Annotated in this window: 11 protein-coding genes; 7 read left to right on the forward strand and 4 right to left on the reverse strand. The window is 67.0% G+C overall.

Annotation, left to right across the window (positions count from 1 at the left end):
• Positions 1 to 479 precede the first annotated feature (479 nt).
• A complete protein-coding gene (locus tag HCU64_RS13125; RefSeq protein WP_442785955.1) occupies positions 480 to 872 on the reverse strand; it encodes a DUF2809 domain-containing protein in 393 nt (130 codons plus the stop codon).
• A gap of 435 nt (positions 873 to 1,307) precedes the next feature.
• Here HCU64_RS13125 and HCU64_RS13130 point away from each other — a divergent pair, with 435 nt between their 5' ends.
• The 3 genes from HCU64_RS13130 (at position 1,308) to prfB (ending at position 4,688) form a co-directional block, all read left to right on the forward strand.
• The gene (locus HCU64_RS13130) at positions 1,308 to 2,087 is read left to right on the forward strand and encodes an MBL fold metallo-hydrolase (RefSeq protein WP_233384410.1); all 780 of its coding nucleotides are present in this window, start codon (positions 1,308 to 1,310) and stop codon (positions 2,085 to 2,087) included.
• A 92-nt stretch (positions 2,088 to 2,179) separates the two neighbouring features.
• The gene (locus HCU64_RS13135; RefSeq protein WP_233384411.1) at positions 2,180 to 3,442 is read left to right on the forward strand and encodes an MFS transporter; all 1,263 of its coding nucleotides are present in this window, start codon (positions 2,180 to 2,182) and stop codon (positions 3,440 to 3,442) included.
• Between the two features lie 117 nt (positions 3,443 to 3,559).
• Positions 3,560 to 4,688 (forward strand): peptide chain release factor 2 gene (prfB, locus tag HCU64_RS13140; protein WP_233384413.1). Its coding sequence is split into 2 segments (ribosomal slippage): positions 3,560 to 3,628 and positions 3,630 to 4,688, totalling 1,128 coding nucleotides; the frame shifts between segments, so codons are not numbered across the junction.
• A 20-nt stretch (positions 4,689 to 4,708) separates the two neighbouring features.
• On the opposite strand, the gene HCU64_RS13145 is transcribed toward prfB, so the two are convergent.
• The gene (locus HCU64_RS13145; protein ID WP_233384414.1) at positions 4,709 to 6,040 is read right to left on the reverse strand and encodes a M23 family metallopeptidase; all 1,332 of its coding nucleotides are present in this window, start codon (positions 6,038 to 6,040) and stop codon (positions 4,709 to 4,711) included.
• An 82-nt stretch (positions 6,041 to 6,122) separates the two neighbouring features.
• On the reverse strand, positions 6,123 to 6,590 hold the full coding sequence (locus HCU64_RS13150) for a peroxiredoxin (protein WP_233384744.1): 468 nt from the start codon (positions 6,588 to 6,590) through the stop codon (positions 6,123 to 6,125).
• Between the two features lie 143 nt (positions 6,591 to 6,733).
• On the opposite strand from HCU64_RS13150, the gene HCU64_RS13155 reads away from it, so the two are divergent.
• The gene (locus tag HCU64_RS13155; protein WP_233384415.1) at positions 6,734 to 10,237 is read left to right on the forward strand and encodes a DUF3971 domain-containing protein; all 3,504 of its coding nucleotides are present in this window, start codon (positions 6,734 to 6,736) and stop codon (positions 10,235 to 10,237) included.
• A gap of 65 nt (positions 10,238 to 10,302) precedes the next feature.
• On the opposite strand, the gene tyrS is transcribed toward HCU64_RS13155, so the two are convergent.
• On the reverse strand, positions 10,303 to 11,577 hold the full coding sequence (tyrS, locus tag HCU64_RS13160) for a tyrosine--tRNA ligase (protein WP_233384416.1): 1,275 nt from the start codon (positions 11,575 to 11,577) through the stop codon (positions 10,303 to 10,305).
• Between the two features lie 115 nt (positions 11,578 to 11,692).
• Between tyrS and HCU64_RS13165 the strand changes: the two genes are divergently transcribed.
• From HCU64_RS13165 to aroC, 3 genes are all read left to right on the forward strand, one after another.
• The gene (locus tag HCU64_RS13165; protein ID WP_233384417.1) at positions 11,693 to 12,829 is read left to right on the forward strand and encodes an anhydro-N-acetylmuramic acid kinase; all 1,137 of its coding nucleotides are present in this window, start codon (positions 11,693 to 11,695) and stop codon (positions 12,827 to 12,829) included.
• Between the two features lie 63 nt (positions 12,830 to 12,892).
• Entirely contained in the window at positions 12,893 to 13,864 is a 972-nt protein-coding gene (locus tag HCU64_RS13170) for a lysozyme inhibitor LprI family protein (RefSeq protein ID WP_233384418.1), read from the forward strand.
• Between the two features lie 71 nt (positions 13,865 to 13,935).
• Positions 13,936 to 15,045, forward strand: a complete 1,110-nt coding sequence (aroC, locus tag HCU64_RS13175; protein ID WP_233384419.1) for a chorismate synthase — start codon at positions 13,936 to 13,938, stop codon at positions 15,043 to 15,045.
• The last annotated feature ends 3 nt before the right edge of the window (positions 15,046 to 15,048 follow it).

Here is a 15,048-nt window from a genome sequence, read left to right on the forward strand (position 1 = left end):
CTCTGGCTTCCCGGCACAGGCCCGCCACGCTCTCAAGAACTTGTTCCTCTTGAGGCATAATCCTCTCTGCGACGCCGTGAACACATCGCCCCAGATGGAATGAACGGCCGAGCCGCGTCCAGGACTTTGTTGCCGGGGACTTGCCCGTCGCCCGCACCATCGCGCGTTTAGTTGATGACTTGTGTTTTTTGAGCAACGGGCAGGGCAAGTCGCGTTAGCGCCATCTCTCTACCTCCACGCATCCGCACTCTCGCATCAATTCGATCCTGGATGCGAATGCCTTTGCATGAATTTTTTGAAATACTCTCTCCGCATGTGGCCGCCTATTCTATAGAGAGATCGCCGTATTTTCCGGAAACTTCATCATGAAGGCTTCGGATTTACGGTTGGCGTGCTCAGTCGATACCGCGCAAGAATGACCTATTGGCTGAGCTTCCGGCAAACGGCCAAGCGTCATCCAGTCCATCTCCCGCACAGCCTCAACGACCGGCGCCCCGGTGGTCGAGGCAGGCCGCGGCGACGATGCCCGCCGCATAGGCGAGGATGTTCCAGCCTGAAAAAATTCGACCGAGCAGGAGCTGGCCGGCGAGAGTGAAGCGGAACGCATCGAGACCGGGTGTGTGGAACAGGCGAAGCAGTTCGACCGAGATCGCCACGGCAAGGGCGACGGCGATCACCATTCGCGTGCGCGCACCCGCCATCAGGAAGGCGACGATCCCGTAGACCATCGCGCCCCACAGCACGCTGCCGACGTACTTCACGACGCCGGCGGGGAGGCCGACCGGCACCAGCCGCAGCATCGTTCCGAGTACGATGACGGCGAGCGTCGCGACCAGGATCACCAGCCGGCTTCGAACGAGAAACCGCATCATGGTCGCTCTTGGTTTCGGCCCGAGGCGTCGAAGCGCGGAGCCGGGTCCCGGGTTGCTCCGCTCCGCTAGCACGACATGAAGGTGAGCCGCATTCGGATAACCCAAGCCGCAATGCCCTTGCGAGGAGGCCGCCGCGTCGCATCCTTGCACAAGGAGAAACAATGCATTTTCGATTTCGGACGTTCACCACGAAGTCAAGACACATCAACCTTCCCAGTATTCAAGTCGACATCGAGGAGTCGACTCAAGTTCTCGCGAAGGAGTGTTTCAATGTCGAACGCAGACCATGCCCGGGTTCCAACAATAGACAGGCATGATGGGCCTGGGGCCTCGCCCGCAATCGTGCCGGCGACGCATCGTTCGGCGGGAGGTTCGACGAGCGCTCGAACGTTCAGGCAGGGCGAGTTCGACGTCACCGTCTTTAGCGACGGGCACATGATCGTGCCGGCGGCCTTCATCGCGCAGGACGCACCGGCCGATCAGCGCGAAGAGGTGATCGAGCGCTCCGGCGCGCCTTCGCCGAACGTCCTGCCAGCGGCCAACGTGCCAGTTCTGCGCCGGGGAACAGAGCTCATCCTGTTCGATCTCGGCGATGGAGGCCGGTTTCAGCCAACGGAGGGGAAGCTTCTCGGCGCGCTGCGCGACGAACGCATCGATCCGAGAGAGGTCACCCAGGTCGTTCTCACGCATGCGCATCCCGACCATCTGTGGGGATTGAGAAACGTCGCAGGCGAGTTGAACTTCCCGAACGCGGATTACGTCATCGGCCAGACGGAATGGGATTTCTGGACGGCGCCCGATGTCGCCTCGCGGCTTCCCGAGGCCTTCCGGGGTGTCGTCCCTCAAACACAGAGCGATCTCGCTGCGATTGCACACCGCGTTCGCCTCTTGAAGGACGGCGACGAGGTCGCCGCCGGAATCTCGGCCGTAGCGACCCCCGGCCACACGCCCGGGCATCTCTCCTTTGCAGTCGCAGGCGGCGACGGCCTCTTCATCACGGCCGATGCCCTCACGCACGAGTTGATCTCGGTCGAGCATCCCGCCTGGCAGAACGGCTTCGACTATCAATCCGACGTCGCCATAGCGACCCGGCAGCGCCTGCTCGATCGGCTGACGCACGACAGGATGGCGGTCCTGGCCTTCCATTTCCCGTTTCCGGGCCTCGGCAGGATCGAGAGAGCCGGCTCGGGCTACCGCTACACCGCCGCACGGTGAAGCCGGCGCGGGGCGCGGAGATGTCCGCGCCTCCTTCACGTGGACGGTACCGACCCGTTCGCATCCCGCGATCGCTCGCCGGGAGCGAGATCATGACACCCGATGCCCCCCTGTCCCATTGCCGCCCGATCTATCTGGCTCGGTTGCTGCCGCTGTACCTGGCGATCTTCGTCGGCTTCGTCGGCTACAGCCTGATGATCACGATCTTCACGCCGCTGGTGGTGAACGACGTGACGCTCGTGGCGACGTCATCGACGGGCACACGCTCGATCGTGCTCGGCATCCTGCTGAGCCTCTATCCGGCGGCCCAGTTTCTCGGCGCTCCCCGGCTCGGCGCCTGGTCGGATCGGTTCGGCAGAAGGCGGGTGCTGCTCGTCAGCCTGGCGCTGAGCGTCGTGTGCTATGTCGGCATTGGCGAGGCGCTGCATGCCCACCTGCTCTGGCTCCTGATGGCCGCGAGCTTTGCCTGCGGCCTGTGCGAGAGCAACATCGTGGTGGCTCAGAGCGCGATCACCGACATCGTGCCGCCATCGCTGCGCAACCGGTATTTCGGCTACGTCTACCTCGCGTCGAGCTCCGCCTATATCCTCGGACCCATCGGGGGCGGTCTGCTTGCGAATTCCGGCCATGTCGGCTGGTTCGGCAGCGACACGCCGTTCTGGGCCGTCCTGCTTCTTCTGGTTGCGACGACGGCCTGGGTCTGGTGGAGCTTCGCCGAAACCCGTCGAGGCGCCGATCAGCGTGGCTCCGGTCCCGATGCCGGCGGCCTCACGACCTTCCTCAGGTCCCTGAACGATGTCCGCTATCGCCGCTACTACGTGATCAACGGGCTGATCTATCTGGCGATCTTCGGATTCTTCCGCAGCTATCCGATGTATATCGAGGGCCGCTTCCAGCTCGGCCTCGCGGATCTCTCCTGGTTGATCGCCTGGGTCAGCGTCCCGATCGTGCTCGCCAATCTCTGGATCACCGGGTTCGTCTCGGCCCGCTACGATGTTGCGGATATCGCGTTCTGGTCGGCGATCGCCGTCGGCATAGCCATGGTGGCGATCGTGCTGCCGGGTAGCCCGAGCTGGCTTTGGACGACCCTCGCGCTCACGGCGATGCCCCTGGCGCTGTGCCTTCCCAGTTTGGCGACCATGCTCTCCCTCGCGGCGCGCGACGGCGAGCAGGGAAGCGTGCTCGGCAACAACCAGAGCATCCAGGTGGGTGCGGAGGCACTGTCGGGCCTGGCAGCCGGTCTGCTGGCGACGCTCGATCTCCGCCTGCCCTTGGTCGCCCTCGGCATGGTGTCGATCGTCGCGGCCACGCTGATCGCGCGAAGCCCGAGACGCCGGATGGATGCTGAACGGTGACACCAGGGGTCGCCTCGTCATCACGCGCAAGAGCGCCGCAATCACGATGCGAGCATTTACACCGCCGGACCCGCCCGGTATCACCCCGGCCTTCACCGCACACGAGTTCACCCCAAGATGCGCGCCGAGATCGAGCAGAGCTCGGATGCCGCCAAGCAGTCTATAGGACTGCTGAGGAGGCATCTTTGACTGGGATACCGTCGATAAACGTCTCGCGGAGCTGAACGCCGCCTCCGAGAACCCCGACCTCTGGAACGACGCCGAGGCCGCGCAGAAGGTCATGCGCGAGCGCCAGCAGCTCGACGAGGCCGTCACCGCTATCCGCAAGCTGGAGCAGGCGCTTGAGGACGGCGCCACGCTGATCGAGCTCGGCGAGATGGAGGAGGATCAAGCCTCCATCACCGAGGGCGAGAACGCGATCAAGGCCGTCGAGAAGGAGGCCGCGAGCCGCCAGGTCGAAACCTTGCTCTCCGGCGAGGCCGACGGCTTCGACACCTATCTCGAAGTCCATGCAGGCGCTGGCGGCACCGAGAGCCAGGACTGGGCCAACATGCTGCAGCGCATGTATGGCCGCTGGGCCGAGCGCCGGAAGTTCAAGGTCGAGATCGTCGAGATGACCGACGGCGAAGAGGCCGGGATCAAGGGCGCCACGCTCCTGATCAAGGGCCACAACGCCTATGGCTGGCTCAAGACCGAATCCGGCGTGCACCGCCTTGTGCGGATCTCGCCCTACGATTCCAACGCGCGGCGGCACACCAGCTTCGCGTCGGTCTGGGTCTATCCGGTGATCGACGATCGCATCGAGATCGAGATCAAGGAATCCGACTGCCGCATCGACACTTACCGGTCGTCCGGCGCGGGCGGCCAGCACGTCAACACCACGGATTCGGCGGTGCGCATCACGCACAACCCGACCGGCATCGTGGTGGCCTGTCAGCAGGAGCGCTCGCAGCACAAGAACCGGGCCACCGCCTGGAACATGCTGCGCGCCCGGCTCTACGAGGCCGAGTTGAAGAAGCGCGAAGAGAAGGCCAATGCCGAGGCCGCCTCGAAGACCGATATCGGCTGGGGCCACCAGATCCGCAGCTACGTGCTGCAGCCCTATCAGCTCGTGAAGGATCTTCGCACGGGCACGCAGTCGACCGATCCGGACGAGGTGCTCGACGGCGATCTCGACCCGTTCATGGAGGCTTCGCTCGCGGCGCGGGTCTACGGCACCACAGAGGCGGTCGAGGATATCGACTGATCGTGCAGCGGCGCGGAGGCCTATGGCCGCTGCGTCAGCTTCTGCAATTGCGCATGCGACCAGGCGACCCAGGATTCGCCGGCCAGGCCGTCGCGGCCCGGACGATCCGAGACCGGCTCGGGGTCCACGGCCTCGTCGGCCAGGCCGATGCCGGCCTTGAGGAAGCGCTGCGGATCGACCGGCTCGCCGTCGATCCGAACCTCGTAGTGCAGATGGTTGCCCGTCGAGCGGCCGGTAGAGCCGACGCGGCCGACGATGGTGCCGGCCTCGACCCGCTGGCCGGGCGTCACCGAAAAGCTCGCCAGATGCGCGTAGCGCGTGACGAGCCCGTGGCCGTGATCGACCTCGACCATGTTGCCGTAGCCGCCATTGGGCTCTGCCACGGTAACGCGGCCGGCCGCCGTGGCGCGGGCCGGGGCTCCGTGCTCGGCGCGCATGTCGATGCCCGTGTGTAGCGCAAGGCCGCGTGTGAAGGGATCGAGGCGGGCGCCGAAGGTGCTGGTGTAGACGGTGTCCTCGGCAAGCGGCTTGCGCAGGGGGAGGGTGGCCACCGTCCGGCGCAGCCGCTGCTCCTCGTCGCTGGAACGTTGCGCCTCGGCGAGCGCACGATCGAAAGCGTCCCCGGTCAGCGGGACCAGCGGGCCGCCGACGCCACGCTCCGGCTTGTCAAAACGGCTCGGGGCGAGACCAGCCCGCGCGATCAGGTCTCTGAGCCGCCCGACGTTGCGCGCCGTCTTAGCGCTGAGATCGCCCAGGACCTCCGACTGCCGCTCGGCCAGCTGGTCGAGCCGGCCGTCGAGATGAGCGAGGCGCAGCCCGAGCCGGCGCTCCGGCGCCTCGACCCGGTCGCCGCCGCGCATACGCAGGCCGAAGCTGCCGCCGGCATCCGAGGGCTCGGGCGTGGGAAAGGGTTTTTGGGGTTGGGCAGCGGCCGGCTGCTCCGCCGGGATCGCGCCGGTGGTCACCGGCTCGGAGGCGCCGAGGCTCACCAGGATGCCCTGGCGCCGCTCGATCAGCGCCTGACGTTCGGCGAGCGCGCCGAGCCGGCTCTCGAAGCCCTCGCGGCTCCTGATCCGCTCGGCGACCGTCTGCTCGACCTGCGATTGCAGCGCGCCGACCCGCTCCTGATAGGCGAGCTCGACGGTGCGGACCTGCACGAAGAAGCGGCCGAGCGTCTCGTCGCGAAAAACGATGTAGTAGGTGGTCGCGCCGGCCCAGACCGTGCACGCGCAGAGCGCAACGGCCAGGATCGGAGCGAGCCTGCTCCGGCGCGGAGCCCGGGCCTGGGCGAGGCGATCGCGGCGCCGGGCCGAGCCGTCGGTCGGAAAGTTCGATGGTGAGATGAGACGCATCACGCCGAACGGGGAAGGCAGATGCGGCCATCACACATCGTCAAGGTTAAGGAACCGACAAAATCGCCCCGGCGCCGCTGTCTCAGCCGAGGGCGCGAGTTGCCTCGAGCACCTCGTCGGCATGGCCGGGCACCTTCACCTTCGGCCAGATGCGAGCAATCTTGCCTTGCCCGTCGATCAGCACGGTGGTGCGCTCGACGCCCATGTATTTGCGCCCGTACATGCTCTTCTCGACCCAGACGCCGTAGGCTTCGAGCATGCCCTTGGCCTCGTCCGAGGCGAGCGGGAAGGTCAGCCCGTATTTCGCGCGGAACTTGTCGTGGCTCTTCACCGAATCAGGGGAGACGCCGACCACCGTCGCGCCGGCCTTCTCGAAGGCATCTCCGAGCGCGTTGAAGCCCTGGGCCTCCAGGGTGCAGCCGCTCGTGTCGTCTTTCGGGTAGAAATACAGCACGACCTTGCGCCCCGTGAGGCCTGAGAGGGCGATCGTCTCGCCTCCCGCGCCCGGCAAGCTGAAATCGGGAGCTTTTTGACCCTGTTCGAGCGGCATCATGCCTTCCTTTCGGCTGATTGATCGTGTCCCTCGGGACATGCGCCCAGACGTTGCGGCGCGCCACGCCGACAGACTACGAATCCCAAGGTTTTGCGCCCGCTTACCCCGGGTGTGCCAGCCACTCCAGCGGCGAAGGATGAATGGACCAGGAAACGGCCCACTCGCTCCTCGAGGAAGCGGTGACCGGCAACGCTGCGACCGGCAAGGCTGCACGGGGGCGTAAGACGCCGCCGGAACGGCCTTGCAAGCCGCCGGGCCGTATCCGCCGCAGATGCATGCTGGTGGCCGTGGCACTGGTCTTCCTGCTCGGCCTCGGCACGGGGCTCGCGGTGCTGCGGCTGTCGCAGGGCCCGCTGCGCATCGACGGAATGTCCGAGCGCGTCGCCGCCGGCCTCGCCGGGAGCATCGGACCCGGCTGGCGGGTCGATCTCAAGGACAGCTCGCTGGAGCTCGACTCCGAAAATTCCCTGGCCCTGCGCGTCGCGGGGCTCGACGTGTTCAATCCGGAAGGCGCGCTCGTCGTCAGCGCTCCGCTCGCCGTGGTCAGCATCGACACCTGGGGGCTCCTGAAGTTCTCGGTGCAGCCGCGCTCCATCGAGTTCCGCGACCTGCGGATGACCGCGCTCGTCCATCGCGACGGCTCGATCGCCTTCGCCGCCTCCTCGCCGACGGAGGCCGCAGCGGTGAAGCCGCACACCCTGCCAAGCGTCGACCAGGCGCGCGGCACCGTCTCGCCCGTTTCCGCTGCCGTCGGCTCGATCTTCGGTGTCGTGCTCGATTCCGCCGGCGTCGTCGGCGCCCTCGACCGGGCCAGGATCACCAATGGCCGCCTGACGCTGATCGACGACGATGCCCGCGAGCGGGCGGTGTTCGAGCGCGTCAACGGGCTGTTTCGGCGCGATGCGACACGCGATGCCCGCATTTTCGAATTGCGCATCGATGGCCCGCATGGCGAGTGGCGGTTCGGCGGCGACCTGCACGAGGAGGGCGGTGGCCGCCGCTCGGGCACCATCACCCTCGACGACCTGCCGGTCACCGACATGCTGCTGCTCGGCGGGATGTCCAAGCTGCCGGTCGAGACCGACCTGAAGCTCTCGGCCTCAGCCGACGTGGCGATCAATGCCGGACGGATCGACACCATGAAGGTCGGCGTCCATTCCAGCGCCGGAAATCTCCTGATCGAGGAGAAGGACTTCAACCCGGTCACGATCGAGACGCTGAACGCCCAGGCGAGCTGGGACGAAGCGGGCCGCGCCTTGAAGCTCGACGCGCTGGACTATGCCGGCGCCGGAAACGCCATCCGGCTCGAGGGGCTTTTCGCCCAGAGCCCGTCGGGGGCCATCACGGACTGGACCTTCGGCTTCAGCGGCCGCAATGCGGTCCTGCGCGGTGCCGCGGCCACTGACGCGCCCGTGAAGGTCGCCGAGATCACAGGTCACCTGACCGGCCGCGAGGGCGGCATCAGCATCGACGATTTCTCGATGCGCGGCGAGAAGCTCAACGGCACCATCACCGGCACCATCGGCACAAGCCGCGACGACGACGGCGTCACCCTGCGGATCAAGGCCGACCATACCGACGGGCGCCTCGCGCTCCGGCTCTGGCCCGAGCACATCGCGCCGGCCGTGCGCTATTACCTCCAGGACTACTTGGTCGGCGGCCAGGTCGACGCCACCGACATCGTGGTCGACCTGAGCGGTTCGGAGATGGCGGCCGCCCTGCAGGGCGCGCCCCTGCCCGACAAGGCCCTGCATGTCGACGTCGCGGTCTCGGACGCCGGCCTCACCGTGTCCCGCGATGCGCCGCCGCTGAGCCGCGCCCGCCTGTCGGGGGTGATCACCGGCCGCTCGACGACCATCAGCGGCGCCAGCGCGGAAATCCGCATGGCGGATAACCGCGTCCTCGCCATCAGCGACGGCTCCTTCACAGTCCGCGACCCGCAGCCGGCCAAGGTGCCCGCGCAGATCGGGCTGCGGCTCGGCGGCAGTGCGGACGCGGTCGCGGCGCTCCTCCAGACCAAGATGTTCAAGGGGCTGACCGGCGCCGATATCGATCCGGCCAACGTGAAGGGCCGCGCGGACATGCGGATCGACTTCCCGTTGAACCTCAAGCACGTGCCCGATCTCGCCGACATCCCGGTCACGCTCAACGGGGCGCTGACCGACCTCACCGTCGACAAGGCCTTCGGCAAGGAGCGTTTCGAACAGGGTCGGTTCGCGCTGAACTACGACCGCAGCGGCTTCGCGATGAAGGGCGACGGCCGGGTGCTCGGCGCGCCGGTGACGATCGACCTCAAGCAGCCCAAGCCCGGCGCCCCCGGCGAGGCGCTCGTGAGCGTGGTGCTCGACGAGACCTTCCGGGCCAAGAAGGGGTTCCCGGTCGCTCCGCAACTCACGGGGTCGATCCCGGCGCGCATCACCGTTCCGATTGGCCGATCAGGGTCGGGTAAGCCGCCGATGCGCGTCGAAGCCGATCTGACCAAGGCCGGCATCGACGGCCTGCTGCCCGGCTGGTCGAAGGCCGCCGGCAAGCCGGGCAAGCTCAGCCTCACCCTCGCCGAGAACGCCAATGGCGGCTCGGACCTGCGCGACATCAACCTCGACGCGGCCCCGGCACTCGCTCGCGGCAGCGCCGTCATCACTGCCGACGGCGCCTTCGACCGGGCCGACATCACCAGCCTCAAACTCTCGCCCGGCGACGACATGCGCGTCTCGGTGGATCACTCGAGCGGCGTCTACAAGGTCGCGGTGAAGGGAGCGGTGGCCGATGCACGGCCCTTCCTGAAAACGCTGACCAGCCCCGATCCCAAGAAGGGCAAGGACAAGGACGGCAAGGACATCGAGGCCGACATCGCCCTCAATATCCTGACGGGATACAATGGCGAGGCTCTGACCAACGCGAACCTCAAGATGACGATGCGCGATGGCGACATCCGCAGCGCTCAGGTCAAGGGACGGTTCGGCAGCGCGCCGTTGACCGCGAGCATCAGGCCCGAACGGGGACAACCGCTCCTCGCGGTCGAGTCCGAGGATTCGGGCGCGACGCTTCGCTTCTTCGACGTCTACAAGCGCATGTACGGCGGAAAACTCGACCTGAGCCTCTTCCTGAACGACGGGCCCCAGACGGGCGGCGTCAAGGTCAAGAACTTCGTGCTGCGCGATGAGCCCGCCCTGTCACGGATCATGGCCTCGAGCCCAGCCGCCGGCGATGCCGTCGATGCCCGCGGGCGCCGTGTCGCGGCTGCGAGCGACGTCGGCTTCGACCGGATGCGCGCGAATTTCCAGCGCAACGGCTCCCGCGTGAGTTTCTCCGATGCCGTGATCTCCAACGCCGCCATGGGCTTCACCATGGGCGGCTGGCTCGACACGGCCAAGGAACGCACGCAGATCGACGGCACCTTCGTGCCGCTCTACGCGCTCAACAACGTCGTCGCCCATGTGCCGATCGTCGGGCCATTGCTCGCCGGCGACCGCAACGAGGGGCTGTTCGGCGTCAACTTCGCGGTCGTTGGTCCGATCTCGAAGCCGACGGTGAGCGTGAACCCGCTCTCGGCCGTGGCGCCGGGCTTCCTGCGCCAGCTCTTCGGCGCCGGCGGAGGCAGCGCCGGCCCATCCGCCAACGGATTGCCATCGCCGGAACGCTGACGTCGCTTCCGATAGATCAGGTCTGTGATAGCGGCGAAGCTGACGGCGGCGCTGAGAAGCGCGTCTCAGCCCTTCTTGAGCAGCACGTGCTTCTTCTTGCCGAAGGAGAGCTTGATCACACCCTCGGCGGTGAGATCGCCGGTGCGCAGCACGGAGCGCTCGTCGCTGACCTGGGTGTCGTTGACGCGCAGGCCCCCGCTCTTGATTTGCCGCCGCGCCTCGCTGGTGGAGGGCAGGAGCCTGGCAAATTCAGGCCCGAAAGCCGTGAGCACGCCGATGCCGGCATCAAGCAGTTCCGCCGACACGATCACGGTCGGTAGATCCGCCGCGACGCTGCCCTCGACGAAGGTTTTTCGCGCCGTCTCGGCAGCAGCTTCGGCCGCTTCACGGCCATGCATGAGGGCGGCGGCCTCAGTAGCGAGCGTCTTCTTCGCCTCGTTGATCTCGGCACCGCCGAGAGCGGCGAGCCGGGCGATCTCGTCCATCGGCAGCAACGTGAACAGCTTGAGGAAGCGGCCAACGTCGGCGTCTTCTGTGTTCCGCCAGAACTGCCAGTAGTCGTAAGGCGACAGCATCTCGGCATCGAGCCAGACGGCGCCGGCAGCGGTCTTGCCCATCTTGGCGCCCGAGGCCGTGGTGAGTAGCGGGCAGGTCAGGGCGTAGAGCTGCTTCGTGCCCATGCGGCGGCCGAGATCGAGGCCCATGACGATGTTGCCCCACTGGTCCGAGCCGCCCATCTGCAGGACGCAGCCGTAGCGCCGGTTCAGCTCCACGAAGTCGTAGGACTGGAGGATCATGTAGTTGAACTCCAGGAATGACAGCTCCTGGTCGCGCTCCAGACGCATGCGCACGCTGTCCATCGACAGCATCCGGTTCACGGAAAAATGCCGGCCGATGTCGCGCAGCATCTCGATGTAGTTGAGCTTCGTTAGCCACTCGGCATTGTCGACCATCAGCGCCTCGGTCGCGCCGTCGCCGAAGGTCAGGAACTTGGCGAAGGTCTTGCCGATGCCGCGCTTGTTCTCCTCGATCTGCTCGAGCTTCAGGATTTTTCGGGTTTCGTCACGGCCCGACGGGTCGCCGACGCGGGTGGTGCCGCCGCCCATCAGCGCGATCGGCTTGCCTGCCTTCGTCGCCTGTAGCCAGTGCAGCATCATGATCGAGAGCAGGTGGCCGATATGCAGCGAAGCCGCCGTGCAATCATAGCCGACATAGGTCGTCAGCCGCCCCTCGGCCGCCGCCGCGTCGATGCCGGCGAGATCGGAGGTCTGGTGGATATAGCCGCGCTCGGTCAGCACCCGCAGGAAATCGGATTTCGGCGTGTGGCTCTCGGCGGTCATGTGTGTCTCGGTCAGGGGTGGCGCGACAGGATCGGCGCCAGCATGCTAGCTCCCCGCATCGGGGATGGGCCGGCTCTTAACAGGGCAGCCGGCGAAAGGCACGGGGCGTGAAGACATGACCATAAAGCGCGCGATCGGCCTGATGAGCGGCACCTCCCTGGACGGGGTCGACGTCGCGCTGATCGAGACCGACGGCGAGGCGGTCCATGTCGTCAAGAGCCGCAACAACTTCCTCGAACCCCTCGGTCCGACCGGCTATCGCGGCTACGAGGAGGACGAGCGCGCGCTCTTGCGTGCCGCCACTAAGGATGCCGAGAGCGTCGTGCTGCCCACCGACCGGCCCGGCCACCTGCCGGAGGCGGAGGAGTTCGTCACGCGCGCCCATGCCGAGGCCGTAGAACGCTTCCTCGCCGAGAACGGGCTGACGCCGGGCGACATCGAAGTCATCGGCTTCCACGGCCAGACCGTGATTCATCGCCCTCAGCATCGCATCTCGATTCAGATCGGCGACGGACAGGCGCTGGCCGACCGACTCGGCATTCCCGTGGTCTCGGACCTGCGCCGCGCCGATATCGAGGCGGGCGGGCAGGGGGCTCCGCTGGTGCCGATCTTCCACAAGGCGCTCGCGGAAGCCGCCGGCTTCGAGGGGCCGTTCGGCATCCTCAATATCGGCGGCGTCGCCAACGCCACGCTGATCGATTCCAAGGGCGGCGTCGTCGCCTTCGATACCGGGCCGGGCAATTCGCTGATCGACGAATGGATGCAGGAGCGTGAGGGCAAGAACCTCGACGATGGCGGCCGTACCGCCGCTCGGGGCAAGCCCGACGACCAGCTCTTGGCCTGGCTGCTGCAGCACCCGTTCTTCGCGCGCAAGCCGCCGAAGTCGCTGGACCGCAACTGGTTCTCGCATAAGCTCGCCGGCCAGCTCTCCACCGAGGATGGAGCGGCGACGCTGACCGCCTTCACGGCCCGCGCCGTGCTGCTCGCCCTCGACCACGCTCCCGAGCGCCCGACGCGCTGGGTCGTCGCCGGGGGCGGGGCCAAGAATGGCGAGCTGATGCGGCTCCTCAACGGGCTGCTCGATGCCGAGATCCTGATGGCCGACACGATCGGCTGGTCCTCGGCCTTCCTGGAGGCGCAGGCCTTCGCCTATCTCGCCCTCCGCTCGATGAAGGGCCTGCCGATCACCTTCCCGAGCACCACCGGCGTCGGCGAGGCGATCTCGGGCGGCGTGCTGGCCCGGCCGCGCTGAGCGGCTCGCTCGGTTTCGCCGCAACGACTACGCTTCCCTTCCGATCGGACGAGAATCCAAAGAATGAGATCTCAGCTTCGCACGGGTGCCGCCGCCACCGGGCTCGTGCTGATGGGCGGTGCCCCGGCCATGGCCTTCGACTGCGCCAAGGCGGCCACGCCGATGGAGAAGGCGATCTGCGCCGATCCCGTTGCCAAGGCTTCCGACGACGCCATGGAATCGGCGTTCAACGCCCTTCGCGCAGGCCTCACCGGCCCGCAGAAACAGGCCGCCCTCGACGACCAGCGCGCGTGGCTGAAGCAGCGCAACGAGAATTGCGGGAAGGAGAAGACACCCGCCTCCTGCGCCGCGGACTCGAACGGCGCGCGCACCGGCGTCCTCACCGCACGGCCGGAATCCGGTCCTGGCGCGCAGAGCCGCCTGATCCCGGTTTTCATTCGCCAGGCTGGCAGCCGCGACAAGGTCGAGGTCGACGTGCAACTCTACAAGTTCGCCGACCCTGCCACACCCGGCGAGCGTCTGCTCAACGCCCGCGCCGATGAAATCGCCGCCAAGATCGACTTCAAGAAGGACGAGCCGGACGACCGCAGCTGGAGCCACGAGGAGAACTGGTCGATCTCCTACGCCTCGCCCGCCTTCCTCTCGATCTGGTCCACGGGCTACGATTACAGCGGCGGCGCCCATGGCGGCGCCAGCGGCACCGGCATCCATATCGACTTGCGCAGCGGCCGCATCCTCGGCTTCTCCGATCTGTTCGACGCCAAGGCAGCGTCAGAGATCGACAAACGCTGCGTGAAACAGATCAAGGCCGAGAAGGTCGAGCGCGGCACCGGGGACGATGGCGACGATCCCGATCTCGCCAAGAAGGTCTCCGAGATCGTGAAGGACCTTGCCAATTGGTCCATCAAGGAGACGCAGGCCTCGGTCTATTTCGGGCAATATTCCGTCAGCTCCTATGCTGAGGGCGTCTACGGGTGCGACCTGCCGATCGCCGATCTGAGCAAGCTGTCAAAGGTGCCACTGCCCCCGCGTTGAGGCTTCGCGCAATCGCGCCATGCACCATCGTGTTTGTGACTCCTCGCCTCCCGCGCTAGAGCGGGCCTGAGATGTCCCACAACACGTTCGGCCACCTGTTTCGCGTCACCACCTTCGGCGAGAGCCACGGGGTCGCCCTCGGCTGCGTGGTCGATGGCTGTCCGCCCGGCCTCGCGATCGAGGCGGAGGAGATTCAGGCCGAACTCGACCGGCGCAAGCCCGGCCAGTCGCGCTTCACCACCCAGCGCCGCGAGCCTGACCAGGTGAAGATTCTGTCTGGCGTGTTCTCCGACGACCGCACCGGCGGCCGCCAGCTCACCACCGGCACGCCGATCGCCCTCGTCATCGAGAACACCGACCAGCGCTCGAAGGATTATTCGGAGATCCGCGACAGCTACCGTCCGGGCCATGCCGATTACGCCTACGACGCCAAATACGGCATCCGCGATTATCGCGGCGGAGGTCGCTCCTCGGCCCGCGAGACGGCGGCACGCGTCGCGGCCGGCGCCATCGCCCGCAAGGTGCTGCCGGGCGTGACCATCCGCGCCGCCCTGGTGCAGATGGGTCCGCACGCCATCGACCGGGCGAACTGGGACTGGGAGCAGGTCGGGCAGAACCCGTTCTTCTGCCCCGACGCCAAGGCCGCCGCCTTCTACGAGACCTATCTCGACGAAATCCGAAAAGACGGCTCGTCGATCGGCGCGGTGATCGAGGTGGTCGCCGAGGGCGTGCCCGTCGGCCTCGGCGCTCCGGTCTACGGCAAGCTCGATGCGGATCTGGCCGCGGCGATGATGTCGATCAATGCGGTGAAGGGCGTCGAGATCGGCGACGGCTTCGCGGCCGCTGCGCTCCGCGGCGAGGAGAATGCCGACGAGATGCGCTCGGGCAATGCCGGCGCGCCGACGTTTCTGGCCAACCATGCCGGCGGCATCCTCGGCGGCATCTCGACGGGACAGCCCGTTGTGTGCCGCTTCGCGGTGAAGCCGACCTCCTCGATCCTCACGCCCCGGAACACCGTCACCCGCGACAACCGCGACGTCGAGATCGTCACCAAGGGCCGCCACGACCCCTGCGTCGGCATCCGCGCCGTGCCGGTCGCCGAGGCCATGATGGCGTGCGTGCTCGCGGATCACTATCTGCGCCATCGAGGGCAGGTCGGCGAACCGCCCCAGAGCGCCTGAAGA

The sequence above is a fragment of the Methylobacterium sp. C25 genome (assembly GCF_021352225.1).
Taxonomy (GTDB): Bacteria; Pseudomonadota; Alphaproteobacteria; order Rhizobiales; family Beijerinckiaceae; genus Methylobacterium.

Coding starts and splice junctions, on each gene's coding strand:
- HCU64_RS13135 (WP_233384411.1), top strand. CDS start 2,180: ATGACACCCGATGCCCCCCTGTCCCATTGCCGCCCGATCTATCTGGCT.
- HCU64_RS13155 (WP_233384415.1), top strand. CDS start 6,734: ATGGACCAGGAAACGGCCCACTCGCTCCTCGAGGAAGCGGTGACCGGC.
- tyrS (WP_233384416.1), bottom strand. CDS start 11,577: ATGACCGCCGAGAGCCACACGCCGAAATCCGATTTCCTGCGGGTGCTG.
- HCU64_RS13165 (WP_233384417.1), top strand. CDS start 11,693: ATGACCATAAAGCGCGCGATCGGCCTGATGAGCGGCACCTCCCTGGAC.
- aroC (WP_233384419.1), top strand. CDS start 13,936: ATGTCCCACAACACGTTCGGCCACCTGTTTCGCGTCACCACCTTCGGC.
- HCU64_RS13130 (WP_233384410.1), top strand. CDS start 1,308: ATGATCGTGCCGGCGGCCTTCATCGCGCAGGACGCACCGGCCGATCAG.
- HCU64_RS13170 (WP_233384418.1), top strand. CDS start 12,893: ATGAGATCTCAGCTTCGCACGGGTGCCGCCGCCACCGGGCTCGTGCTG.
- HCU64_RS13145 (WP_233384414.1), bottom strand. CDS start 6,040: ATGCGTCTCATCTCACCATCGAACTTTCCGACCGACGGCTCGGCCCGG.
- HCU64_RS13150 (WP_233384744.1), bottom strand. CDS start 6,590: ATGCCGCTCGAACAGGGTCAAAAAGCTCCCGATTTCAGCTTGCCGGGC.
- HCU64_RS13125 (WP_442785955.1), bottom strand. CDS start 872: ATGATGCGGTTTCTCGTTCGAAGCCGGCTGGTGATCCTGGTCGCGACG.